Source organism: Variovorax boronicumulans (assembly GCF_030812215.1).
Taxonomy (GTDB): domain Bacteria; phylum Pseudomonadota; class Gammaproteobacteria; order Burkholderiales; family Burkholderiaceae_C; genus Variovorax; species Variovorax boronicumulans_C.
In genome coordinates, this window is sequence record NZ_JAUSSG010000009.1 from 266,273 (window position 1) to 290,680 (window position 24,408).

Below are 24,408 nucleotides of genomic sequence, written 5' to 3' on the forward strand. Positions count from 1 at the left end.
TCCTTACGCACGGTCCGCCACGCGTTCGCCGAGCAGGCCCGACGGTCGCAGGGTGAGCATGACGATCAGCACGATGAACGCGAAGATGTCGCTGTAGTTGCTGCCCAGCACGCCACCCGTGAGGGTGCCGATGTAGCCGGAGCCGATGGCTTCGATAAGGCCCAGCAGGATGCCGCCGACCACCGCGCCGGCCAGGTTGCCGATGCCGCCGAACACCGCGGCGGTGAAGGCCTTCAGGCCGGGCAGGAAACCCATCGCGTGCTGTGCGATACCGTAGTTCGATGCGTACATCACACCGGCGATGGCCGCGAGCACGGCGCCGATGATGAAGGTGGCCGAGATGACCATGTCGGGTCGGATGCCCATGAGCGCGGCGACGCGTGGGTTCTCCGCGGTGGCGCGCATCGCACGGCCGAGCTTCGTGTAATTGACCAGCCACATCAGGATCACGAGCGAGAACGCGGTGACGCTGAGGATCATGACCTGCGTGGGCGAGATGACCGCACCGCCCAGGTGGATGGGGTCGGTCGGCAGCAGGTTGGGATACGCCTTGTTGGTCGGCTTCCAGATGATCATGGCCAGCGTCTGCAGCAGGATCGACATGCCGATGGCCGTGATGAGCGGCGCGAGCTTGGGGCTGTTGCGAAGCGGCCGGTAGGCCACCTTCTCGATCACGAAATTGAGCGTGGCCGCGACGATGCAGGCAATGATCAATGCAATGAGAAGAACGAGCCAGCCCGGTGTATTGGGCATGCCGTCCTTCATGAGTCCGATGATGGTCCAACTTGTGAGAGCCCCCACCATCAGCACTTCTCCGTGCGCGAAATTGATGAGGTTGATGATGCCGTACACCATGGTGTAGCCCAAGGCTATCAAGGCATACATGCTGCCGAGAACCAGACCGTTGATGATCTGCTGCAGCAATATTTCCATAACGCGATTCCCTATGTGTTGCACCGTTGCGGGGTGCCATTCACCCACCGTGGCACCGGTTCGGCGCCCTTGGCTGGACAAGCAAAAAACCAGCCAGCATGTGTCGCAGGCGGATTTGTGGGCGGGATTGTAAGCAAGCACCAGCGCTGATTTGGTGCGCGGCGACCGGGGTTTACCCGCTCACGCCATGCTGTATGCGCGTAAGTTCATGCACGGCGTGGCAGAGCGGCTGCCAGAGGGCGTCAGCCGTCTTTTTCGGTATTCAGGCGGCGCAGTTCGCGCAGCTTTTCGCCGATGCGGATCTCCAAACCGCGCTCCACGGGCTCATAGAAGACCTGGCCCTCCAGCCCCTCGGGAAGGTAGTTTTCACCGGCGGCGAAACCGCCCTCCTCGTCGTGCGCGTAGCGGTAGCCCTTGCCGTAGTCGAGCTCCTTCATGAGCTTGGTGGGCGCATTGCGCAGGTGCATGGGCACCGGGCGCGTGCTGTCCTTCTTGATGAGGGCGCGCACCGCGTTGTAGGCCTTGTAGACCGCGTTCGACTTGGGCGCGATCGCCAGGTACACCACGCATTCGGCGAGCGCGAGTTCGCCCTCGGGCGTGCCCAGGCGCTCGTAGACCTCCGCCGCATCGAGGGCCAGGCGCAGCGCGCGGGGGTCGGCCAGGCCGATGTCTTCGCTGGCCATGCGCACGAGACGGCGCGCCATGTAGCGCGGATCGGCACCACCGTCGAGCATGCGCACGAACCAGTAGAGCGCGGCATCAGGATCGCTGCCGCGCACCGACTTGTGCAGCGCGCTGATGGTGTCGTAGAACTGCTCGCCGCCCTTGTCGTAGCGCCGCATGCGCTCGCCGAGCACGCGCAGCAGCCATTCGTCGGTGATGTTGTCGAGCTTTTCGGCGCGCGCGGCGACGGCCAGCGTTTCGAGCGTGTTGAGCAGGCGCCGCGCATCGCCATCGGCATAAGCGACAAGACGGTCGATGGCCGCTTCGTCGATGGCCGGGACCGCCTGGATCGACTGCGCCTTGGCGACGATCTGCTTGAGGTCGCCCTCGGTGAGCGGCTGCAGCACGTACACCGCGGCCCGCGACAGCAAGGCCGAATTGACCTCGAACGACGGGTTCTCGGTGGTCGCGCCGATGAAGGTGAAGAGCCCCGACTCCACGTGCGGCAGGAACGCGTCCTGCTGGCTCTTGTTGAAGCGGTGCACTTCGTCCACGAAGACGATGGTGCGTTGCTGCTCCAGGCCGTCGCGCGCGGCGGTGGCGCGCTCGACGGCCTCGCGGATGTCCTTCACACCGCCCAGCACCGCGCTGATGCTCAGGAACTGCGCATCGAAGGCATCGGCCATCAGGCGCGCGATGGTGGTCTTGCCGGTACCCGGCGGGCCCCACAGGATGCAGGAATGCGGCTGGCCCGATTCGAAAGCGATGCGCAGCGGCATGCCCGGGCCCAGCAGGTGCTGCTGGCCGATCACTTCGCCGAGCGTCTTCGGGCGAAGACGCTCGGCAAGGGGTTGGTGGGAACTGGTGGCCAAACCTGGTGGCGATTACTGCTTGACGACGTCGGCGCCTGCGGGCGCCTTGAAGTCGAACACGCTGGCGGCAAGCGAAGGATTCACTTCGACCTTGCTGAACTTGAGCACCGAGCGCTGGCCGAAGCTGTCCAGGATTTCGAGCGCCGCCAATGCATCGCCCTGGAAGCCGACCAGCACGCTTTGCAGCTGGCCGTCCTTGTTCTTGGGCGTGGCCTTGACCCATTCGAGGCCGTCGCGCTCCGGCGCGGCTTCGAGCGCGAAGTCAGCTTGCAGCGCACGCAGGTCGGGCGCGGCGGCAATCAGCGCGGCAGGCGTGGAGCCCAGCGCCTGCGCCTGCGCACGCTGCGTGACCTGGTTGAGGTCGGCGTCATAGAGCCACAGCGTCTTGCCGTCGGCCACGATGCTCTGGGCAAAGGGTTTGCGGTAATCGAACTTGAATTTGCCGGGACGCTGGAATTCGAAGGTGCCGGTCGACGTCTTCACGCGACCGGGCTGGCCTTCGCGCGAGGGCGCGGTCACGGTCTGGGTGAATTCGGCGCGGCCCGATTTGACCGTCTTCACGAAGGTCTCGAGGCTTTCAAGCCCCCCGGCCCAGGCGTTGGCGGAACAGAGAAGGCCGATCAGTAGCCAATGGCGGATTTTCAATTTGGATTCCTCGAAAAAGCTCGGAAAAGCTATTGCACTGGGCATCGACCCTAACCGCCGCGAATTGCGGCAGGTGTAGGTCTTCATAAAGATTTGCAATGCCGGCGAGCGCTTCTGCAAATTGCCTTTCAGCACGTAACCGGAATTGCGGGCCGTTGCCGCGCCAATCAATTATTCGGCGCGCGCTGGCACCAGGATTTCGCGCTGGCCGCTGCCGCTCATGGCACTGACCAGGCCGGCCTTTTCCATGTCTTCGACGAGGCGCGCGGCGCGGTTGTAGCCGATCTTCAGATGCCGCTGCACCAGCGAAATGCTGGCCTTGCGGTTCTTGAGCACGACCTCGACCGCCTGGTCGTACATCGGGTCTTTTTCGGCATCACCGCCGCCGAGCAGGTCGCCGTCACCATCGCCATCGACCGTGCCGCCTTCGAGCACGCCCTCGATGTAGTCGGGCTCGCCCTGGCTCTTGAGGTAGGCCACCACGCGGTGCACTTCCTCGTCGCTCACGAAGGCGCCGTGCACGCGGATCGGCAGACCGGTGCCGCTGGGCATGTAGAGCATGTCGCCCATGCCGAGCAACGCCTCGGCGCCCATCTGGTCGAGGATGGTGCGGCTGTCGATCTTGCTGGACACCTGGAACGCGATGCGAGTCGGAATGTTGGCCTTGATGAGGCCGGTGATCACGTCCACGCTGGGCCGCTGCGTGGCCAGGATGAGGTGGATGCCGGCGGCGCGCGCCTTCTGCGCGAGGCGGGCGATGAGCTCTTCGATCTTCTTGCCCACCACCATCATCAGGTCGGCCAGCTCGTCGATGACCACCACGATGTGCGGCTCGCGCTTGAGCGGCTCCGGATCGTCCGGCGTGAGACTGAAGGGGTTGTAGATGAACTCCTCGCGCGCCTTGGCTTCGTCGATCTTGGTGTTGTAGCCGGCCAGGTTGCGCACGCCGAGCTTGCTCATGAGCTTGTAGCGGCGCTCCATCTCGGCCACGCACCAGTTCAGGCCGTGCGCGGCCTGGCGCATGTCGGTGACCACGGGCGCCAGCAAATGCGGAATGCCTTCGTAGACCGACATTTCGAGCATCTTCGGGTCGATCATCAAGAGCCGCACGTCGCGCGCCTCGGCCTTGTAGAGCAGCGACAGGATCATCGCGTTGATACCCACCGACTTGCCCGAGCCGGTGGTACCGGCCACCAGCACGTGCGGCATCTTCGCGAGGTCAGCCACCACCGGGTTGCCGATGATGTCCTTGCCGAGGCCCATGGTGAGCATCGACTTGCCTTCGTTGTAGATCTGCGAGCCCAGGATTTCACTGAGCTTGATCGACTGGCGCTTGGCGTTCGGCAGCTCGAGCGCCATGTAGTTCTTGCCCGGAATGGTCTCGACCACGCGGATCGACACCAGCGAGAGCGAACGCGCAAGGTCCTTGGCGAGACCCAGGATCTGCGAGCCCTTGACGCCAGTGGCGGGCTCGATTTCGTAGCGCGTGATCACCGGGCCCGGCGAGGCGAGCACCACGCGCACCTCGACGCCGAAGTCCTTGAGCTTCTTCTCGATCATGCGCGAGGTCATCTCGAGCGTGTCGGCTGAGACTGTTTCCTGGCGCACGAGCGCCGCGTCGAGCAGGTCGACCTGCGGCAGCTTGCTGTCGGGGAGCTCCTTGAAGAGCGGCTTCTGGCGCTCCTTGACGACGCGGTCGCTTCGCGGCACTTCGGTCATCGCGGGCTCGATCTGGACCGGCGGCGACGGCGGACGGCGCTTGGGACGCGGTTCGATGCGGAGCTCTTCGTCGTCGGGGAAATCGGTGGTCATGGCGGGCTCGCCGCCCTTGCTGCCCGAATCGCCGCGCGTGAATGCCGGCTCGTCCGCTTCGGCGCGCTCACGGGCGGCCTGCTTGCCCATGGCGATGTCGGCAGCCATTTCGCGCTTCTCGCGGCGCGACTCGAAGAGTGAATAGGCGCGAGCACCGATGCGCTCGGCAATCAGGCTCCACGAGAAACGGAAGACCAGCGCCGAGCCGATCACCCCGCCGGCGATGGCGACCAGCGCCGAGCCGGTGAAGCCCATCCATCGCACGCTGGCCGGCCCCACGAGATAGCCGAGCGCACCGCCGCCCGAACCCGGCAGGTGGGATTCGAGCCGGTACAGGCGCGACCATTCGAGCATGGTGCTCGCGCACAGCAGCAGGATGAGGCCGAACCAGAACGCGAGGCGGCTGCGGTTGAAGCGGCCGCGAGGCGGCTGCTCGGCGGGTGCGGCCTCACCGCCGCGCAGCCAGTTGGCCAGCGAAGACAACCAGGCCCGCAGGCCGGCTGCGAGGCACCACCAGACGGAGTAGCCAGCCGCGTAGTAGCTGCCATCGGCCAGCCAGGCGCCGATGCGGCCGCCCCAGTTCTTGATTTCGCCACCGGTGCCCGAGGTCGACCAGGCGGCGTCGGAGGGCGTGAAGCTCAGCATCGCGAGCAGCCAGAACAACAGTGCTGCGAATCCGGCGATCAGCGTGATCTCGTGGGCGAAGCGCATGGCGCGCATGCGCACGGGTTGCCCATCGGCGGCGGAAGAAGATTGAAGCGTATTGAGCGAATAGGTCATGAAAACACGGCACCCGGCCCTGGAAATCGGAGGCCGGACGCCCGAACACTACAACAAAAGGCCGGCGCCACCAGAAGGCCCGGCCCGAAGGCTCATGTGAGCGTCAGCAGCCGTTCCTTGACGATCATCGCGCCGTCGTCCAGGGTCTGAACGAAACCGCGCTCTTCCAGATCCTTCATCACGCGGCTCACCATTTCGCGCGAGGCGCCGACCATCTTTGCCAAGTCCTGACGAGAAATCTTGTCGCGCACCTTGAGATTACCGGCGCCATCGTCGACGGCGAATTCGAGCAGCGACCGAGCCACGCGGCCGTACACATCCATCAGGGCCAACGACTCGATCTTTCGGTCGGCATGGCGCAGGCGCTGGACCAGGCCGCGCATGATGTTGTAGGCCATCGAGGAGTTTTCGGGCAGGCAGCGCGCAAACGCATCGCGGCCGAGCATGAGGACGTCGCACTGGATCTCGGTGCGCACCGTGGCCGAGTGCGGTTCGTCGTCGATCAGGCTCATTTCGCCGAGGTAGTCGCCCGGGTGCAGCGTGGCCAGGATGACCTCGCGGCCCCGGCTGTCGGCACTGGTCACGCGGGCTCGCCCGGTGAGGATGATGTAGAGCGCATCGGACTTCTTGCCCTGCTCCACGACGACTTCGGCACGCTTGAAGCGCTTCTTGATGATCGCATCCGCGATGCTTGCGGACTGCGTGGCCGTCAACGACGCGAACAAAGGAACGCGCCGAAGCAATTCAAGGTTGGACAGCATCGACATTTATCAATCCCTGAGACAGCGCGCGGAGTTGGTCCAGAAGGCAAGCCAATGGATTACTACAATCGCGCGCATTGAAAACACCGTGCACCCGGTGTTGAACCGGGCGGTGATACTCCATATATATCGCTACCACCCTGAAAATGTACACGCTGATGCAGCGTATATCCTAGGCTTTCTATTCATGTCCGCTCCCCAACACGCCAAGGTTTTGATTCTCGGCTCCGGCCCCGCCGGCTATACCGCAGCCGTCTATGCCGCCCGTGCAAATCTTCAGCCCCTGCTCATCACGGGCATTGCCCAGGGCGGGCAACTGATGACCACCACCGAGGTCGACAACTGGCCGGCCGACGTGCATGGCGTGCAGGGGCCGGAGTTGATGCAGCGCTTTCTCGAGCATGCCGAACGCTTCAAGACGCAGATCGTTTTCGATCACATCAACAAGGTCGACCTGAGCAAGCGCCCGTTCACCCTCACCGGCGACAGCGGCACCTACACCTGCGATTCACTGATCATCGCAACAGGCGCATCCGCCAAGTACCTGGGCCTCGATTCCGAAGAGAAGTTCATGGGCCGCGGCGTCTCCGCTTGCGCAACCTGCGATGGCTTCTTCTATCGCGAGCAGGAAGTCTGCGTGATTGGCGGCGGCAACACGGCTGTCGAGGAAGCGCTGTACCTCTCCAACATCGCGAACAAGGTCACGTTGGTGCATCGCCGCGACAAGTTCCGCGCGGAGCCGATCCTGATCGACAAGGTCAAGGAGAAGGTCGCCGAAGGCAAGATCGTCCTGAAGCTGCACAACGAACTCGACGAAGTGCTGGGCGATGGCACGGGCGTGACCGGCATCCGGATCAAGAACACACAGACCGGCGAGACCGAACAGATCGATCTCAAGGGCTGCTTCATCGCCATCGGGCACCACCCGAACACCGACATCTTCCAGGGCCAACTGGAGATGAAGGACAACTACATCCTGACCCGCTCGGGCCTGCAGGGCTTCGCGACGATGACCAGCATTCCGGGCGTCTTCGCCGCCGGCGACGTGCAGGACAACGTGTACCGCCAGGCCATCACGAGCGCAGGCACGGGCTGCATGGCCGCCTTGGACGCCCAGCGCTTCCTGGAGCAGGACGGCACGCTCTAGATCTGGGGTGACCCAAAAGGGCTATAATCCGAGGCTTTGCCGAAACAGGGCCCTCTCGCGGGGCTTGTTGCGTTCAGGCAAATCCGGGGTACCGCCACCCGTTTCTGGCGAGGTCAAGCTGCAAAACACCTGCAATCGCCACGATTGCGCCGGTGCCAGCTGTTCAAGAAAGAGTGTCCACATGGCACGCGTATGCGACGTAACGGGCAAAGGCCCGATGGTCGGAAACAACGTTTCCCACGCCAACAACAAAACCAAGCGCCGGTTCCTGCCGAACCTGCAATATCGCCGTTTCTGGGTCGAGACTGAAAACCGCTGGGTTCGCCTGCGCGTTTCGAGCGCTGCACTGCGCCTGATCGACAAGAACGGTATCGACGCCGTGCTCGCAGACCTGCGCGCACGCGGCCAAGCTTAAGGAGCTGAATCATGGCAACGAGCAAAGGCGGACGCGAAAAGATCAAGCTGGAATCCACCGCGGGTACCGGCCACTTCTACACGACCAGCAAGAACAAGAAGACGATGCCTGAAAAGATGTCGATCATGAAGTTCGACCCGAAGGCGCGCAAGCACGTCGAATACAAGGAAATCAAGCTGAAGTAATTCAGCCCCGATTCTCCCCAACATAAAAACCCGCTGCTTACCCAGCGGGTTTTTTGTTGCCTGTCGTTCTGACGCTCGCTTGAAGGCAGGCGTAAAAAAACCGGCCCTCAGGCCGGTTTTTATTGGGACTCGGGATGCTGCTCGTTCAAGCGCGAGCAGCACGCAGGCGCGTAGAGAACTCGCGCAGACCAGCAATGCCACTTGCTTCCGCACGGTGGCACCAAGCCGCCAGATCAGCCGCCAATTGCTCGCGCGACTGCGAGGTGTTCAGCCAGAGCTGGCGCAACTCTTCGCGCATCGTCACCATCTTGTCGAGCACCGGATGGGCTGCACGCGCCTGGACGATATGCGTGCGAGCCGACGCGGGCACCTTGTCGTCGTCACGGTGCAGCCAGCGCTTGGCCGCCTTGAGCACCGACAAGTCCGCGCCCTTGGTCTTCAGCAGGGCGAGTTCTTCGCTGGTCGCACGACGCATCTCGCGGGCATAGCCGGCCATGACTTCGTAGCGGTTGGCGATGACGGCCTCGAGCGTCTTCTCGTTGGCCACGGGCTGGATGTCGCCCATTTGCATCTTCGGCGGCACCTTCTTGACCTTGGCCCAGCCGATGGCCTGCATCGCCTGGATGTAGATCCAGCCGATATCGAATTCGTACTTTTTGACCGAGAACTTGGCCGATGTCGGGTAGGTATGGTGGTTGTTGTGCAGTTCTTCGCCGCCGATGATCAAGCCCCAAGGCATGATGTTTCGGCTGGCGTCCGGCGCCTCGAAGTTGCGGTAACCCCAGTAGTGGCCGATGCCGTTGATGATGCCGGCGGCGGTAATCGGGATCCAGAGCATCTGGACCGCCCACACGGCCATTCCGAGCGTACCGAACAGCGCCAGGTTGATCACCAGCATCAGGCCCACGCCTTGCCAGCTGTAGCGCGAATAAAGGTTGCGTTCGATCCAGTCATCGGGCGTGCCGTGGCCGTAGCGATCGATCGTGTCCTTGTTCTTCGATTCCTTGCGATACAGCTCTGCACCGCGCCAGAACACTTCGTCGATGCCCTTGACCTGCGGGCTGTGCGGGTCTTCCTGCGTTTCGCACTTGGCGTGGTGCTTGCGGTGAATGGCAACCCATTCCTTGGTCACCATGCCGGTGCCGAGCCACAGCCAGAAGCGGAAGAAATGCGAGGGAATCGGGCCCAGATCCATGGCCCGGTGCGTTTGCGTACGGTGCAGGAAAATCGTGACCGCAGCAATCGTGATGTGCGTGGTGACGAGCGTGTACAACACGACTTGCCACCATGTGATGTCCCACAAGCCGTGTCCGAGCCATTGGATGGCCGCATTGAGAACGGCAGAGTCAGGAAGCAACATTGAGTCAGGTACTCCATAGCCACACGAAGGTGCAGCCTTAAGCTAACCGGCGATTTTAAAGCGGCAGGGCCAAAACAAGGCCGTTTACCCTTCAAGAAAATCGCTGATTAACCCTAGTTTGGAGTCCCGCCCCTATTTGCGGTTCCACACGGCCGCGAAGAAACCGTCGGTCGAATGGCGATGCGGCCACAGGCGCAGATAGCGCCTGCTGTCCGCCCCCCCAGCGCAAAGCGCCTCGAAACCCTCCACTTTGAGCCCCTGCAGCAGTTCCGCGGCGTCCACGGGCTCGAAATCGGGGTTGGCGGCGCCAAAAGCCTCGGCGATGGCCTCGTTTTCTTCCGGCAACACGCTGCAGGTGGCGTAAACCAGCCGGCCACCCGATTTCACGAGCCGGGCCGCGCTTTGCAGGATGGCCGTCTGCTTGACAGTCAACTCCTCCACCGATTTGGGCGATTGGCGCCATTTCAGGTCGGGATTGCGCCGCAACGTGCCGAGCCCCGAGCACGGCGCGTCGACCAGCACCCGGTCGATCTTGCCCGCCAGGCGCTTGATGCGGTCATCTCGTTCATGGGCAATCGCTGCCGGATGAACGTTCGACAGCTTGCTGCGCGCCAGCCGTGGCTTGAGCGCGTCGAGCCGGTGCGCAGACGTGTCGAAGGCGTAGAGACGCCCGGTATTCCGCATCGTGGCACCAATGGCCAGGGTCTTGCCACCAGCGCCGGCGCAGAAGTCGACCACCATCTCGCCGCGCTTGGCATCCAGCAGCAGCGCGAGAAGTTGGGAGCCCTCATCCTGGACCTCGACGGCGCCGCGGGCGAACGCGTCAAGCCTGGTCAGCGCCGGCTTGCCTTCGATGCGCAAGCCCCACGGTGAGAACGGCGTCGCTTCCGATTTGATAGCAGCCTTCGCAAGCTCCGCCTTCACCTCTGCCCGCTTGTCGGTCAGTGCATTGACGCGCAGATCGAGCGGCGCCGGCTGCTGCAGGCTCTCGACCAGCGGCCAGAACCCGTCGCCAAGCTGGGCCTTGAGCGGCGCCACCAGCCACTCGGGCAGGTTGTGGCGATGGCGTTCCAGCAGGTCTTCCGGCTTCACGGCGTCGCAGTTGTCTAGCCAGCGCTTTTCAGCGTCGTTGAGCGCGCTCTTCAGAAAATCGCGCGGACCGTGGAAGCCGAGGATCGCCATGCGGCGTTCCTTCGAGCCACTGCCAGAAGGCGAGAGGTGATCGAACAGCAGCTTCTTGCGAAGCACGGTGTAGACGGTCTCGGCCAACGTGGCGCGCTCGCGCGGGCCGAACTCGCGGTGGTCGCGAAAGAAGCGGGAAACGACCTGATCGGCCGGGTGATCGAATTTCAGGACAAGGCCGACCAGATCGGCGGTGGCCTCCAACAGGGCTTTGGGGTGCATCCCCCGATTGTCTCAGGCGCCCGCCGCGCTACGCCTCGCGCGTCCAGGCCACCCCGAAAGCGTGCTGCTCGATGTCTGCCAACGTGGGCGAATGTCCGGCCCAGAGCACCAGCGCGGCGCCTGGCAGGGTCAGCGTCTGCTCCAACTGGCGGCACAACTGCCAGCGGTCGTCGTCGTCGAGCCCCGGCAGCTCGACGAACACGATGTAGGCACGGCGCCACGGGAATTCCCGGAGGTTCTTGCGGACCAGCCAGGCGCGCGACACGGGAAGGCAGCGAACGAAATCCGCCTTCAGCTCACCCAGCTCGTGGTCGTTCAGGTCGTGCCGCCCGATCTGGCTGAAGAACGGCGTTTCGGTAATTTCTTCCCAGGCGCGCGCCTCGGCCTCCTCCGCCTCCTTGAGCCGGCCGCGCCAGAGTTTCAGCGCTTCCTCGTCGTGGGGCCCGGCATCGGGGTCTTCCAGCGAGGCGACGGCACTCTTGGCAGCCCACCAGCGGCTGGCAGCGCCCGACTGGTGCAGCCGCTCGAGCACCGCGAGCCGGCCGGCGCGATCGCTCACGGGCAGCATCTGGACCAGCCCGCGCAGCGCACCCGGGTGCTCCGGCGCAATGCGCAGCGCGCTCTCGTAGCGCACGCGCACCGGCGCGGCCGGATCGAGCCGGCGCTCGGAATCGGCCCACTCGACCATTTCGTCGGGCGTGTTGCGCTCGCCCCGTGCTGCCAGTACCGCGATGCGCTCGCGGATGCGCGCGCGGTGTGCGTGGTGCTGCTTCCAGTCGCTGGCGTGCGCGCGGCGCCACAGGTTGTCGAAATGCCCGATCCATTTCGCGCTGTCGGCCAGCAAGTCGAGCGCCGGCCGCTCGGACCATGGCGGCAGAACCGCCTTCTGCCCCAGTGCTTCCAGCCGGTCGCGCAGCACCGGGTGGGTGTCGTCCAGGTCGCTGACACGGCGCATCGCCTCGCGCAGCGCCTGGCGGGCAAAATCGTCGCTCGGCGGCGCGTGGGCGAGCTTGCGCAGGGCCGTGAAGGGTCCCGGGGCTTGCGGCTCCAATTCGGCACGGGCCCAATGCGAGGGCCAGAACTCGTTGGCGTACCAGTTGCCCTTGATCGCGATCTCGGTCAGGGCGGCCGCCGCCACCGCCGTCCCGAGAAGACGGCCCGAAATGCGGTCGGCCTCGTATTCGTCCTGCCGGGCCAGCGCGAAAGTCTTCGCGGCAAAGCGCGGGAAGTACCAACGGAAGAAAGCCTGCGACACCAGTGCCATCACGCCTTCGTCGCGCTGCAGGCTGGCGTCCAACTTGAGCCACGAGAGCCGGGTTCGGTAGATCCAGGCGCTCAGCCTGCCGTGGTTGCCGCGCAAATGACCGTACTCGTGCGCCAGCACCGACAGAAGCCGCTGCCGGTTCAGCATCATCAAAAGAGGCAGGCCGATGCTCAGGGAATTGACCGCGCCGCCGAAGAGCCCGAAGCGCGGCACCTGCCGGATGCTGGCATTGAAATCGTCGTCCAGATAGACGCGGTGGACCGGCGGCCCCTTGATCTTGCTGCGGATGCGGTCCAGCGCCTCGAAGAGCGCCGGCGCATCCTCACGCGAGAGCTCCTTGCCTTCCGGCTCGTCGAAACGCACCCAGAGCGCACGTACCGTGGCCCAGAGCAGCCCCAGAGAGAAGGCCAGCAGCCAGCCGTGCGACACGCTGAAGCGTTCGCGCCCGAGCGACGAAACCACCCAGGCGATGATGCCCACCGAGAGCCCGAGGCAGCTCAGCACCCAGAGGTAGCCGAGCGCAGCAAACGCCGCGACGCTGCGCCGGTAGCGCGCGCTGTTGTCGGCGCTGGCATGCTCGCTCAGTCGAACCAGGTGAACAAAATCCGCGCGATCCATTCGACTCCCGTCAAATCAAGCACCGACCGTTTTTGAAGAAAGAAGTCCCCGTTGAACGACAACGACCTGCCACCCCTGATCGAAACGCCGCCAGGCCGCTACCGCCACTACAAGGGCGGTGAATACGAAGTCCTGGGCACCGTGCGCCACAGCGAGACCCTGGAGCCCATGACGCTGTATCGCGCGCTTTACGGGGCCCATGGCCTCTGGGTCCGCCCCGCCGCAATGTTCGGCGAAACAATCGAGATCGAAGGCGTGGTGCAGCGCAGGTTCGCGCCGCTCTAGCCGGACTGGCAGGGGGCACGGGTCAGCCGCAGCCAACCTCGGTCACGCGGTTGCGCGCATCGACGTGGAGGTTGAGCCGACCACCGTTGAACTCCATCGTGACGGCCTCACCCGGCTTCAGCACGCGGACGATCCCCGCGCCGGACCTGGCCCGCGCCGCGGCTTCGAGCTGCGGCGTCAGAGGCTGCCCAACGGCGAACCTGGCGCCATCGGCATTGCACTGGTAGACCGGCTCCGTCCGCGCAGCGGGCGCCGGGGCGGGGGCAGGTGCGGGCGCCGGTGTCGGCGCTGCACAGCCCGCCACGAGAGCGGTTCCAGCGACAGCCATCAGCAGGTTTGGGTATCTATTTCTCACTTCGAACTCCCCCGAAAACCTGCCAATATAAACAAAATTAACGAATGTGACCCGATGTATCCGCGAGCCATTCGGCAATGGCGCGTGGATACAACTGATGCTCCTGCGCCAGCACCCTGCCCGCCAAGGTGGCGGCGGTATCGTCGGGCAGCACTGGCACCACGGCCTGAGCGAGGATCGGCCCGTGGTCGAGTTCGGTGGTGACCTGGTGCACGGTCACGCCGGCCACCTTGCAGCCCGCTTCGATCGCGCGCTGATGGGTATGGAGCCCCGGAAAGGCCGGCAGCAGCGAGGGATGGATGTTCACCAGCCGCCCCGCATAGCGCCCGACGAAGCCCGGCGTCAGGATGCGCATGAAACCCGCCAGCACCACCAGCGCCGGCGAATGCGCGTCGACGGCCTTCGCCAGCGCCTCGTCGAAGGCCTCGCGTGTCGGAAATTCCTTGTGCGGAACAACTTCGGCGGCAATGCCGTGCGACCTGGCTAGCGCCAACCCTCCGGCGTCGGCCTTGTTGCTGACAACGGCGGCAATGCGCGCGCCGAAACGCTCGGCCCAGCGGTCACGCTCGGCGGCGCGCACGATGGCCGCCATGTTGGAGCCGCCGCCGGAAATCAGGATCACGATGTTCTTCATGGGAGGGCGGGATTATCCGTGTACGGCGGTCGCCGCCGGGCCGCCCCAAGGCGAGCCGCGCGTCCCCGTCGGGGATGGCGAGCTACACGCAGCGACGCGAAGTGAAAAGCCGGAGGCACACGCTTGGCTTGTCGCCGCGCGGACACCGGATCGCAGCACGACCGTGCTAAAACTCGAAGCTCCGGAGACACACCGCGTCGGCGGTGACCGATCAACACAGCGAGGCACGCATGGATTTGAGCTTCACGCCCGAAGAACAGAAGTTCCGCGAAGAGATTCGCGCATGGGTCAAGGACAACCTCCCCAAAGAGATTTCGCACAAGGTGCACAACGCGCTCGAACTCACGCGCGACGATCTGCAGAACTGGGCCAAGATTCTTGGCAAGAAGGGCTGGCTGGGCTACGGATGGCCTACCGAATTCGGCGGCCCCGGCTGGACCGCCGTGCAGCGCCACCTCTTCGAGGAAGAAACCGCCCTCGCCGGCGCCCCGCGCATCGTGCCCTTCGGCCCCGTGATGGTCGCCCCGGTGATCATGGCTTTCGGCAACGCCGAGCAGCAAAAGCGCTTTCTCCCGGGCATCGCGAGCGGCGAAGTCTGGTGGAGCCAGGGCTACAGCGAACCCGGCTCGGGTTCCGACCTGGCCTCCGTCAAGACCAAGGCCGAGCGCAAAGGCGACAAGTACATCGTCAACGGCCAGAAGACCTGGACCACGCTCGGCCAGTACGGCGACTGGATGTTCAACCTCGTGCGCACCAGCAACGAAGGCAAGCCGCAGACCGGCATCAGCTTCCTCTTGCTCGACATGAAATCGCCTGGCGTCACCGTGCGCCCGATCAAGCTGCTCGACGGCGGCCATGAAGTCAACGAAGTGTTCTTCGACAACGTCGAGGTGCCCGCCGAGAACCTGATCGGCGAGGAGAACAAGGGCTGGACCTACGCCAAGCACCTGCTCTCGCACGAGCGCACCAACATCGCCGACGTGAACCGCGCCAAGCGCGAACTCGAACGCCTCAAGCGCATCGCCAGGAGCGAAGGCGTCTACGACGACCAGCGCTTCCGCGACGAGATCGCCAAGCTCGAGGTCGACATCGTCGCGCTCGAGATGATGGTGCTGCGCGTGCTCTCGGCCGCCACCTCGGGCAAGAACTCGCTCGACGTGGCCGGCCTGCTCAAGATCCGCGGCAGCGAGATCCAGCAGCGCTACAGCGAACTGATGATGTTGGCCGGCGGCCCCTACTCGCTGCCGCTGATCCGCGAAGCGATGGAAGCCGGCTGGCAGGGCAACTTCCCCGGCGGCAACCCGGCCATCGCGCCGCTCGCATCGACCTTCTTCAACATGCGCAAGACCACCATCTACGGCGGCAGCAACGAAGTACAACGCAACATCGTCGCGCAGACGGTGCTGGGCTGAGGAGACAAGAACATGGATTTCAATTTCACCGACGACCAGGAACAACTGCGCGACGCCGTCCGCAAGTGGGTCGACAAGGGCTATGACTTCGAGCGCCGCCGCGGCATCGAGGCCAAGGGCGGCTTCTCGCGCGAGGCGTGGGACGAACTGGCCGAGCTGGGCCTGGGCGGCCTCTACATCGCCGAAGACGACGGCGGCCTGGGCATGGGTCCGGTGGCCGGCATGGTCGTCATGGAAGAACTGGGCCGCGGCATCGTGCTGGAGCCCTTCGCGCAGACGCTGATCGCGGGCGCCGTGCTCAGCGGCCATGCCGACACGGGCACCAAGGACAACTGGCTGCCGCGCATCGCCGGCGGCCAGGCCATCGTGGTGCTGGCCTACCAAGAGCGCAAGGCGCGCTACCGCCTCGACGTGTGCGACGCCCACGCCGCGAAAGCCGGCAACGGTTGGTCGCTGACCGGCGCCAAGAGCGTGGTGCCCGTGGGCGACGAAGCCGATGCGTACCTCGTCCCGGCGAAGGTGGACGGCAAGATCGCCCTCTTCCTGGTCGAGCGCAGCGCAAGCGGCGTCGAGGCCCGCGGCTACGGCACGCAGGACGGCGGCCGCGCGGCCGAGGTCGTGTTCGACAAGGCCGATGCCACGCTGGTTACGGCCGATGGCCTGGCCGCACTGGAATACGCGGTCGATGTCGGCATTGCCGCCACCTGCGCCGAAGCAGTCGGCGTGATGGACAAGACCGTCGCCCTTACCGTCGAGTACATGAACCAGCGCAAGCAGTTCGGCGTGACCATCTCCACCTTCCAGGCGCTGCGCCACCGCGTCGCCGACATGAAGATGCAGCTGGAACTCGCGCGCTCGATGAGCTACTACGCGACGCTCAAGCTCAACGCCCCGGCCGACGAGCGGCGCCAGGCGCTGGCGCGCGCCAAGTACCAGCTGGGCACGTCGATGCGCTACGTAGCCGCCAACTCGGTGCAGCTGCATGGCGGCATCGGGGTGACCGACGAATACATCGGCAGCCACTACTTCCGCAAGCTCACGCAGCTGGAGATGACCTTCGGCGACACGCTGCATCACCTGGGTGAAGTGTCTGCCCGCATGCAGGACACAGCCGGCGTCTTCGCCTAGAACAAAGGCTTACCCCCAGGCTTCGCGTACTTCGTGTCGCTTCTCCACCCCCCTTTCAGGGGGCAACACCTGCGGCCCGGCAAAGCCGGTTCCGCGGTGTTCCGCTAGGATTCGCCCGCCCGCCTTGCGCCGGCGGGCGTTTTCACTTGGAACCCAGCCAGGAAAGAAACATGCAATCCCGCCGCACCATCCTTGCCCTCGGGCTCGCCTCGACCGCCATGCTCACTGCCTGCGCCACAGGGCCGACGCCCCCGTACACCGAGCGCCCGCCGATCGTCTTCATGCACGGCAACGGCGATTCGGCGGCGCTATGGCAGACCACGATCTGGCGTTTCGAATCGAACGGCTGGCCGCGCGACCGTCTCTTCGCAGTGGACCAGCCGAACCCGGTCGCGCGCGACGACGACGCGATCGCCCAGCCCGGCCGCAGTTCGACCAGGGATTCGGCCGTCTTCCTGAAGGCCGAGGTCGACAAGGTGCTCAAGGCCACGGGTGCCGGCAAGGTGGTGCTGATCGGCAACTCGCGCGGCGGCAACACGATCCGCAACTACGTGCAGAACGGCGGCGGCGCGGCAGTGGTGAGCCATGTGGTGCTGGGCGGCAACCCGGCGCACGGCATCTGGGCGGTGAAGGGCTTCCGCGAGAACAACGAGTTCTCGGGCCTCTCGGGCTTCATGCAGCAGCTCAATGCGCCCAAGGGCGCGAACGGCGACGAAGTCACGCCCGGCGTGAAATGGCTCACCCTGCGCTCGGACAACAACGACAAGTACGCACAGCCCGACGGCGTGTGGATCGGCGCCCCCGGCAAGCCGACCAACATCGGCTTCGACGGGCCGGCGCTCAAGGGCGCGACCAATGTCGTGCTGCCGCGCGTGGATCATCGCGAGACCTCGTTCTCGCCCGCTGCGTTTGCCGCGACGTGGCAGTTCCTGACCGGTGAAGCGCCGCGCAGCACGGCGGTGGCGGCCGAGACGAACGTCGTGCTCGACGGCCGCGCGATCGGCACGGAAAACCTCTCGCTGAATGGCGCGCAGCTTCGCATCTACGCCGTCGACCCGGCGACGGGCGTGCGGCAGGGCGATGCAGTGCACAGCAAGAACATCGGCGCCGACGGCCGCTGGGGCCCGTTCAGCGCGCGCCCCGGCACGGCGTACGAATTCGTGCTGAGCGCGCCCGGCTACGGCACCACGCACATCTACCGCAGCCCTTTCCCGCGCAGCAGCGGCGTCGTGAACCTGCGCCCCGAGCGCATCACGCCCGGGGACGGCAGTGCCAATGTGGTCGTGGTCTTCACGCGGCCGCGGGGGTACTTCGATGCAGAGCGCGACACCATGCGCTTCGACGGGCAAAGCCCGCCGGCCGGCGTGCCGCCCAAGGGCTCGGGCGTGTCGAGTTCCAGGCTGCGCATCGCCGCGAGCGAGCAGCAGCGCGCGGTCACCGGTGAATTCAACGGCGAGCGCATCACCGGCCTGACATGGCCGGCAGTGAAGGAGCATGTGACGGTGCTCGAACTGACCTATTGAGGATCACGCCATGAACGACACAGCCTCCCCTTTCGTGCTCACAGCGCGCGATGCACGCGGCGTGGTCACGCTGACGCTGAACCGTCCGGGCTCCTTCAACGCCCTCTCGGAAGGCATGCTCGGCGCGCTGGAAACCGCGCTGGGCGGCATCGCAGCCGACGAGACCGTGCGCGCAGTCGTCATCGCGGCCGAGGGCAAGGCCTTCTGTGCGGGCCATGACCTGAAGGAAATGCGCGCGGAGCCGTCGCTCGGCTATTACCAGCAGCTCTTCGAACGCTGCGGCGCGATGATGCTGTCGATCCAGCGGCTGCCCGTGCCGGTGATCGCGCGCGTGCACGGCATTGCGACGGCCGCAGGCTGCCAGCTGGTCGCCGTGTGCGACCTGGCTGTGGCGTCGAGCGAGGCGCGCTTTGCCGTCAGCGGCGTGAACGTGGGGCTGTTCTGCGCCACGCCGAGCGTCACGCTGTCGCGCAACCTGGGTCGCAAGGAAGCCTTCGAGATGCTGGTGACCGGTGAATTCATCAGCGCACAGGAAGCGCGGGAGAAGGGGCTGGTCAACCGCGTGGCGGCACCGGTCGAACTCGACGCCGCAGTCGAAGCGCTGGTCGCCAGCATCGTCGCCAAGCCCCGCAAGGCGCTGGCGCTGGGCAAGGCCCTGTTCTACCGCCAGCTGGAAACCGGCATCGAAGCCGCACTGGCCGACGCCAGCCAGACCATGGCCTGCAACATGATGGACGAGAGCGCGCTCGAAGGGGTTCAGGCCTTCATCGAGAAGCGGCCACCGGACTGGAAGCGCTGAAGCTAGGTGTCGTGCAGCCGCGAGCTTTGCGGCAGGTGCGCCATCAGGAATTCCATCTGGTCCGCCAGGATGCGGCGGTTGCGCAGAATGAAATCTTCCCAGAGGCTGGGCACGTAGGGCGCATACAGCAGCGGCATGTTCGCCTGCTCGGGCGTGCGGCTGCTCTTGCGGTGGTTGCAGGGCTTGCAGGCCGTGACCACGTTCATCCAGGTGTCGATGCCCTTCTGGGCGAAGGGAATGATGTGCTCGCGCGTGAGCTCGTCTTCATGGAAATGCCCGCCGCAGTAGGCGCAGACATTGCGGTCCCGCGAGAACAGCTTGCTGTTGGTGAGCCCCGGGCGCTGGGTGAAGGGGTTGATGCGCGGCACGCCCTTGGTGCCGATGATGCTGTTGATCGCAATCTGCGACTGCTCGCCCGTGACAGCGTTGTGCCCGCCGCGAAACACCGCGACCTGCGCGCCCACTTCCCAGCGAACTTCGTCCGCCGCGTAGTGGATCACCGCCTGTTCGAGCGATATCCATGACTGGGGCAGCCCTTGGGCCGACAGCTTCAAGACCTTCACACACGCCTCCTCAAGAAAGGGAGAGAACACGGAAAGACCAGGGACACGGAGCGCATCGGAGACCCACGCCAGACGACGCACTGCGTCACAATATACCGGCTTTGTGACAAAACGGCCTGATTCGCCCATTTGACGGGCGAAAGGCGCTATCAAAAAGATACTCACCGATGCAGGTTTTTCGCGGCTTCCGGCACCCGGGCGTAGCCCCCGCCTGCGCCCTCACCATTGGGAATTTCGACGGCGTGCACCGTGGCCACCAGGCCATGCTCGCGCTTCTGCAGACCGAGGCCCGCCAGCGCGGGCTACCGAGTTGCGTGCTGACCTTCGAGCCGCACCCGCGCGACTATTTCGCCGCCCTGACCAAGAAACCCGACCTCGCGCCGGCCCGCATCGGCACCCTGCGCGACAAGCTGAGCGAACTCGCGGCCTGCGGTGTCGCGCAGACCATCGTGCTGCCCTTCGACGGCCGGCTGGCCTCGCAGACACCCGAGGAATTCATCCAGAACGTGCTGGTCGACGGGCTGGGCGCACGCTACGTGCTGGTGGGCGACGACTTCCGCTTCGGCGCCAAGCGGGCCGGCGACTACGCCATGCTCGATGCGGCTGGCGATGCGCGCGGCTTCGACGTGGCGCGCATGAACAGCTACGAAATATCGGACCCCCACGCGCGGCTTCGCCCCGCTGCCCCCCGAGGGGGTGCGCCCGTCTTGGGGCGGCCCGGCGACGGGCACGGCTTGCGGGTGTCCAGTTCCGCGGTACGCGAGGCGCTGGCCGAAGGCCGCATGGCCGACGCGCAGACGCTGCTCGGCCGGCCGTACACGATTTCGGGCCACGTGGTCCACGGCCGCAAGCTCGGCCGCGCGCTGGGCGCCTCGGCGCCGGGCCGGGACGATGGCTTTCGCACCCTCAACCTGCGCTTCAAGCACTGGAAACCGGCCGCCAGCGGCATCTTCGCGGTGCTGGTGCACGGTCTGGCCGACAAGCCGCTGCCCGGCGTGGCCAACCTCGGCGTGCGCCCCTCGCTGGACGCCAACGACGTCAACGCCGGCCGGGTGCTGCTGGAGACCCATTGCCTGGAGTGGCCCTCGCATCTGGGGTCCGAAGGGGCCTACGGTAAAATCGTCCGCGTGGAACTCCTGCACAAACTGCACGACGAATTGCGCTACACCAGCCTCGAGGCCCTCACTGCGGGCATCGCCAAGGATGGGCGCGACGCACGCGCGTTCTTTGCATCGACCCACGCAGAAACCCACCGCCAGACCACGCGCGACCGAATTTAGCCCTGCACGCCCCGTGCTGCCGCCCTTCGACAAGCTCAGGGCGAACGGCTATATCTTCCGCACCGACCGCTCAATGCAGTTCGGGCTGAGCCTGTCGAAGCCCCTCTGTTTCGCACCCCACCATGTCTGACGCTGCTTCCCCTACCGATTACCGTTCCACGCTGAACCTGCCCGACACCCCCTTCCCGATGCGCGGCGACCTGCCCAAGCGCGAGCCGGGCTGGGTGAAGGAATGGAACGACGAAGGCCGCTACCACCGCCTGCGCGATGCCCGCCACGGCGCGCCCAAGTTCATCCTGCACGACGGCCCTCCGTACGCCAACGGCCAGATCCACATGGGCCACGCGGTGAACAAGATCCTGAAGGACATGATCACCAAGGCGCGCCAGCTCGAAGGCTTCGACGCGCTCTACGTGCCCGGCTGGGACTGCCACGGCCTGCCGATCGAGAACGCCATCGAAAAGCAGTTCGGGCGCAACCTCGGCCGCGACGAGATGCAGGCCAAGAGCCGCGCCTACGCCACCGAGCAGATCGCGCAACAGATGCTCGACTTCCAGCGCCTGGGCGTGCTGGGCGAATGGGACCACCCCTACAAGACGATGGACTTCGCCAACGAAGCCGGCGAGCTGCGCGCGTTCAAGCGCGTGATCGAACGCGGCTTCGTCTACCGCGGCCTCAAGCCCGTGTACTGGTGCTTCGACTGCGGTTCGTCGCTCGCCGAATTCGAGATCGAATACGCCGACAAGAAGAGCCAGACCATCGACGTGGCCTTCAAGGCGCACGACCGCGAAAAGGTGCTCAAGGCCTTCGGCACCGACCACACGATCCTCGGCGACATCTTCGCGGTGATCTGGACCACCACCGCGTGGACGATCCCCGCCAACCAGGCGATCAACCTCAATCCCGAGATCGAATACTCGCTGGTCGACACCGAGCGGGGCCTCTTGATCCTGGCCAACTCGCTGGTCGAGATGTGCATGACGCGCTATGCGCTCGACGGCAAGGTGCTGGCCACGGTCAAGGGCGAAGCGCTCGGCGGGCTCGAATTCGAGCACCCGCTGTACGACGTGGACGCTGGCTACCAACGCCTGTCGCCCGTGTACCTGGCCGACTACGCCACCGCCACCGACGGCACCGGCCTCGTGCACTCCTCGCCCGCCTACGGCGTGGACGACTTCAACTCCTGCATCGCCCACGGTGTGGCGTACGACGACATCCTGAACCCGGTGCAGGGCAACGGCAGCTACGCGCCCGACTTTCCCCTGTTCGGCGGCCAGAACATCTGGAAGGCCGTGCCGGTGATCATCGCCGCGCTGCGCGACGCCAATCGGCTGCTGACCACCGAGACCATCACCCACAGCTACCCGCATTGCTGGCGCCACAAGACACCGGTGATCTACCGCGCCGCGGCCCAGTGGTTCATCCGCATGGACGAGGGCGAAGGCGTGTTCACCAAGGACAAGGCGCCCAAGACGCTTCGCCAGACCGCGCTCGATGCCATCGAGCAGACCAGCTTCTATCCGGAGAACGGCAAGGCCCGCCTGCACGACATGATCGCCGGCCGGCCCGACTGGTGCATCAGCCGCCAGCGCAGCTGGGGCGTGCCGATCCCCTTCTTCCTGCACAAGGATTCGGGCGAGCTGCATCCGCGCACGATGGAAATCCTCGACCAGGCCGCCGACATCGTCGAGAAGGGCGGCATCGAGGCCTGGAGCCGCGTGACGGTCGAAGAGATCCTGGGCGCCGAAGACGCACCGAGCTACACCAAGAGCACCGACATCCTGGAGGTGTGGTTCGACTCGGGCTCGACCTTCTATCACGTGCTGCGCGGCACGCACCCCACCGTGCACCACGAGACCGGTCCCGAAGCCGACCTGTACCTCGAAGGCCACGACCAGCATCGCGGATGGTTCCATTCGTCGCTGTTGATCGCCTGCGCGCTGGAAGACCGCGCGCCGTACCGAGGCCTGCTCACGCACGGCTTCACGGTGGATGCCAAGGGCATCAAGATGAGCAAGTCGCTCAAGAACGGCATCGACCCACAGGAAATCAGCAGCAAGCTGGGTGCGGAAATCATCCGCCTCTGGGTGGCCGCAAGCGACTACTCGGGCGACATCGCAGGCGACGACAAGATCCTCGCGCGCGTGGTCGACTCGTACCGCCGCATCCGCAACACGCTGCGCTTCCTGCTGGCCAACACCAGTGACTTCGACATCCAGAAGGATGCGGTGCCGCTCGACCAGCTGTTCGAGATCGACCGCTACGCGCTCGCGCGCGCTTCGCAGTTCCAGGCCGAGATCCTTGCGCACTACAAGGTGTACGAGTTCCACCCGGTGGTGTCCAAGCTGCAGATCTACTGCTCGGAAGATCTGGGCGGCTTCTACCTCGACATCCTGAAGGACCGCCTCTACACGACCGCACCCGGCTCGCTTGCACGCCGCAGCGCGCAGACGGCGCTCTGGCACATCTCGCAAGCCATGCTGCGCTGGATGGCGCCGTTCCTGAGCTTCACCGCCGAAGAGGCATGGAAGTTCGTGAGCACCGGCAAGCCCGGCGAATCGATCTTCGCGGAGACGTACTGCAAGTTCGACGCACCCGACGAAGCGCTGCTCGCCAAGTGGGGCCGCATCCGCGAGATCCGCGACGTGGTGAACAAGGACATCGAAGCCGTGCGCGCCGAAGGCAAGGTCGGTTCGTCGCTGCAGGCCAACCTGCAGCTGAGCGCACCGGCCGACGACTTTGCGCTCTTGAGCACGCTGGGCGATGACCTGAAGTTCGTCTTCATCACCTCGGCCATCGCGCTGGCGGCAGGCGACACGCTCGCGACCACCGTGGCGCCGAGCACCGCGCAGAAGTGCGAGCGCTGCTGGCACTACCGCGAGGACGTGGGCCACGACCCGGCACACCCGACGATCTGCGGCCGTTGCACGAGCAACCTGTTCGGCGCCGGCGAATCGCGGAGCTTTGCCTGATGGCCGCCGCACGCTCCGCATCGGCATCGCGTTCGCGCGGTGGCAGCCTCGGCATCTGGCCCTGGCTCGGGCTGGCGGTGATCATCGTGATCATCGACCAGTTCACCAAGACGCTGATCCTGGGCTACTACAAGCTCGGCGATGCGACCTACGTGACGAGCTTCTTCAACGTCGTGCGGGCGCACAACACGGGGGCGGCGTTCTCGTTCCTGGCCGACCACTCGGGCTGGCAACGCTGGTTCTTCACGGCGATCGGCGTGGCGGCGGCGATTTTCATCGTCTGGATGCTCAAGTCACACGCGGGCCAGAAGCTCTTTTCGTTCGCAATGGCCTGCATCCTGGGCGGCGCCATCGGCAACGTGGTCGACCGGATGATGCACGGCTATGTCGTCGACTTCCTGAGCTTCCACGCGGGCAACTGGTACTTCCCGGCGTTCAATGCGGCGGACAGCGCGATCACGCTCGGGGCCATCTGCCTCATCGTGGACGAGATCCGGCGGGTTCGCCGGGGCAAGTAAGGGCAAATAAAGCCAAGTTTCCCAAGGGCCTTCGGGCCCTTTTTCTTTGGCCGCTTCACCCTCGTCGGCAGGCCGAGGGT

Annotated in this window: 22 protein-coding genes; 11 read left to right on the forward strand and 11 right to left on the reverse strand. The window is 65.3% G+C overall.

Going from position 1 to position 24,408, the window contains the following annotated elements; all coding sequences use genetic code 11:
- Nucleotides 1–3: 3 nt before the first annotated feature.
- The 5 genes from J2W23_RS23680 to J2W23_RS23700 all read right to left on the reverse strand — a co-directional run bounded on the left by J2W23_RS23680 (nucleotide 4) and on the right by J2W23_RS23700 (nucleotide 6,472).
- Nucleotides 4–933 carry a branched-chain amino acid ABC transporter permease gene (locus tag J2W23_RS23680; RefSeq protein ID WP_176660508.1) on the reverse strand — a complete coding sequence of 310 codons (930 nt, stop codon included), beginning with the start codon at nucleotides 931–933 and terminating at the stop codon, nucleotides 4–6.
- A 242-nt stretch (nucleotides 934–1,175) separates the two neighbouring features.
- Complete coding sequence (locus J2W23_RS23685) at nucleotides 1,176–2,468, reverse strand: replication-associated recombination protein A (protein WP_307650486.1); 1,293 nt, start codon at nucleotides 2,466–2,468, stop codon at nucleotides 1,176–1,178.
- 12 nt (nucleotides 2,469–2,480) lie between these two features.
- Nucleotides 2,481–3,113 (reverse strand): outer membrane lipoprotein chaperone LolA, encoded by a 633-nt coding sequence (lolA, locus tag J2W23_RS23690; RefSeq protein WP_176660506.1) that lies wholly within the window; start codon nucleotides 3,111–3,113, stop codon nucleotides 2,481–2,483.
- 171 nt (nucleotides 3,114–3,284) lie between these two features.
- Entirely contained in the window at nucleotides 3,285–5,705 is a 2,421-nt protein-coding gene (locus J2W23_RS23695; RefSeq protein ID WP_176660505.1) for a DNA translocase FtsK, read from the reverse strand.
- A gap of 92 nt (nucleotides 5,706–5,797) precedes the next feature.
- Nucleotides 5,798–6,472, reverse strand: coding sequence for a Crp/Fnr family transcriptional regulator (locus J2W23_RS23700; RefSeq protein ID WP_013539844.1), 675 nt, complete (start codon nucleotides 6,470–6,472; stop codon nucleotides 5,798–5,800).
- Between the two features lie 181 nt (nucleotides 6,473–6,653).
- On the opposite strand from J2W23_RS23700, the gene trxB reads away from it, so the two are divergent.
- From trxB to rpmG, 3 genes are all read left to right on the forward strand, one after another.
- Nucleotides 6,654–7,613: a thioredoxin-disulfide reductase gene (gene trxB, locus J2W23_RS23705; protein WP_307650487.1), complete on the forward strand. Its 960-nt coding sequence runs from the start codon at nucleotides 6,654–6,656 to the stop codon at nucleotides 7,611–7,613.
- Nucleotides 7,614–7,794: 181 nt separating this feature from the next.
- On the forward strand, nucleotides 7,795–8,028 hold the full coding sequence (gene rpmB, locus J2W23_RS23710; RefSeq protein WP_007830293.1) for a 50S ribosomal protein L28: 234 nt from the start codon (nucleotides 7,795–7,797) through the stop codon (nucleotides 8,026–8,028).
- 11 nt (nucleotides 8,029–8,039) lie between these two features.
- Nucleotides 8,040–8,213 carry a 50S ribosomal protein L33 gene (gene rpmG / locus J2W23_RS23715; RefSeq protein WP_007830291.1) on the forward strand — a complete coding sequence of 58 codons (174 nt, stop codon included), beginning with the start codon at nucleotides 8,040–8,042 and terminating at the stop codon, nucleotides 8,211–8,213.
- A gap of 145 nt (nucleotides 8,214–8,358) precedes the next feature.
- Here the strand turns inward: rpmG and J2W23_RS23720 are convergent, their stop codons facing one another.
- From J2W23_RS23720 to J2W23_RS23730, 3 genes are all read right to left on the reverse strand, one after another.
- Entirely contained in the window at nucleotides 8,359–9,573 is a 1,215-nt protein-coding gene (locus J2W23_RS23720; RefSeq protein WP_042580840.1) for a DesA family fatty acid desaturase, read from the reverse strand.
- A gap of 132 nt (nucleotides 9,574–9,705) precedes the next feature.
- Nucleotides 9,706–10,977, reverse strand: a complete 1,272-nt coding sequence (locus tag J2W23_RS23725) for an RsmB/NOP family class I SAM-dependent RNA methyltransferase (protein WP_307650488.1) — start codon at nucleotides 10,975–10,977, stop codon at nucleotides 9,706–9,708.
- Nucleotides 10,978–11,005: 28 nt separating this feature from the next.
- On the reverse strand, nucleotides 11,006–12,859 hold the full coding sequence (locus J2W23_RS23730; protein ID WP_307650489.1) for a M48 family metallopeptidase: 1,854 nt from the start codon (nucleotides 12,857–12,859) through the stop codon (nucleotides 11,006–11,008).
- A gap of 51 nt (nucleotides 12,860–12,910) precedes the next feature.
- On the opposite strand from J2W23_RS23730, the gene J2W23_RS23735 reads away from it, so the two are divergent.
- Nucleotides 12,911–13,144 (forward strand): DUF1653 domain-containing protein, encoded by a 234-nt coding sequence (locus J2W23_RS23735; protein ID WP_176660501.1) that lies wholly within the window; start codon nucleotides 12,911–12,913, stop codon nucleotides 13,142–13,144.
- A gap of 22 nt (nucleotides 13,145–13,166) precedes the next feature.
- On the opposite strand, the gene J2W23_RS23740 is transcribed toward J2W23_RS23735, so the two are convergent.
- Entirely contained in the window at nucleotides 13,167–13,472 is a 306-nt protein-coding gene (locus J2W23_RS23740; protein ID WP_176660575.1) for an I78 family peptidase inhibitor, read from the reverse strand.
- A gap of 64 nt (nucleotides 13,473–13,536) precedes the next feature.
- The gene (gene purN / locus J2W23_RS23745) at nucleotides 13,537–14,133 is read right to left on the reverse strand and encodes a phosphoribosylglycinamide formyltransferase (protein WP_176660500.1); all 597 of its coding nucleotides are present in this window, start codon (nucleotides 14,131–14,133) and stop codon (nucleotides 13,537–13,539) included.
- A gap of 230 nt (nucleotides 14,134–14,363) precedes the next feature.
- Between purN and J2W23_RS23750 the strand changes: the two genes are divergently transcribed.
- From J2W23_RS23750 to J2W23_RS23765, 4 genes are all read left to right on the forward strand, one after another.
- Complete coding sequence (locus J2W23_RS23750; protein ID WP_176660499.1) at nucleotides 14,364–15,545, forward strand: acyl-CoA dehydrogenase family protein; 1,182 nt, start codon at nucleotides 14,364–14,366, stop codon at nucleotides 15,543–15,545.
- A 12-nt stretch (nucleotides 15,546–15,557) separates the two neighbouring features.
- Nucleotides 15,558–16,673: an acyl-CoA dehydrogenase family protein gene (locus J2W23_RS23755; protein ID WP_307650490.1), complete on the forward strand. Its 1,116-nt coding sequence runs from the start codon at nucleotides 15,558–15,560 to the stop codon at nucleotides 16,671–16,673.
- Nucleotides 16,674–16,843: 170 nt separating this feature from the next.
- The gene (locus J2W23_RS23760; RefSeq protein ID WP_307650491.1) at nucleotides 16,844–18,196 is read left to right on the forward strand and encodes an alpha/beta fold hydrolase; all 1,353 of its coding nucleotides are present in this window, start codon (nucleotides 16,844–16,846) and stop codon (nucleotides 18,194–18,196) included.
- A gap of 10 nt (nucleotides 18,197–18,206) precedes the next feature.
- Complete coding sequence (locus J2W23_RS23765; RefSeq protein WP_307650492.1) at nucleotides 18,207–18,995, forward strand: enoyl-CoA hydratase; 789 nt, start codon at nucleotides 18,207–18,209, stop codon at nucleotides 18,993–18,995.
- A 2-nt stretch (nucleotides 18,996–18,997) separates the two neighbouring features.
- On the opposite strand, the gene J2W23_RS23770 is transcribed toward J2W23_RS23765, so the two are convergent.
- A complete protein-coding gene (locus tag J2W23_RS23770; RefSeq protein ID WP_013539832.1) occupies nucleotides 18,998–19,558 on the reverse strand; it encodes an HNH endonuclease in 561 nt (186 codons plus the stop codon).
- A 167-nt stretch (nucleotides 19,559–19,725) separates the two neighbouring features.
- Here J2W23_RS23770 and J2W23_RS23775 point away from each other — a divergent pair, with 167 nt between their 5' ends.
- The 3 genes from J2W23_RS23775 (at nucleotide 19,726) to lspA (ending at nucleotide 24,328) form a co-directional block, all read left to right on the forward strand.
- Nucleotides 19,726–20,838 carry a bifunctional riboflavin kinase/FMN adenylyltransferase gene (locus J2W23_RS23775; protein WP_307650493.1) on the forward strand — a complete coding sequence of 371 codons (1,113 nt, stop codon included), beginning with the start codon at nucleotides 19,726–19,728 and terminating at the stop codon, nucleotides 20,836–20,838.
- A 122-nt stretch (nucleotides 20,839–20,960) separates the two neighbouring features.
- Nucleotides 20,961–23,810 carry an isoleucine--tRNA ligase gene (gene ileS, locus J2W23_RS23780; RefSeq protein ID WP_307650494.1) on the forward strand — a complete coding sequence of 950 codons (2,850 nt, stop codon included), beginning with the start codon at nucleotides 20,961–20,963 and terminating at the stop codon, nucleotides 23,808–23,810.
- Nucleotides 23,810–24,328 carry a signal peptidase II gene (gene lspA / locus J2W23_RS23785; protein WP_307650495.1) on the forward strand — a complete coding sequence of 173 codons (519 nt, stop codon included), beginning with the start codon at nucleotides 23,810–23,812 and terminating at the stop codon, nucleotides 24,326–24,328. The genes ileS and lspA overlap by 1 nt, the downstream gene beginning before the upstream one ends.
- The last annotated feature ends 80 nt before the right edge of the window (nucleotides 24,329–24,408 follow it).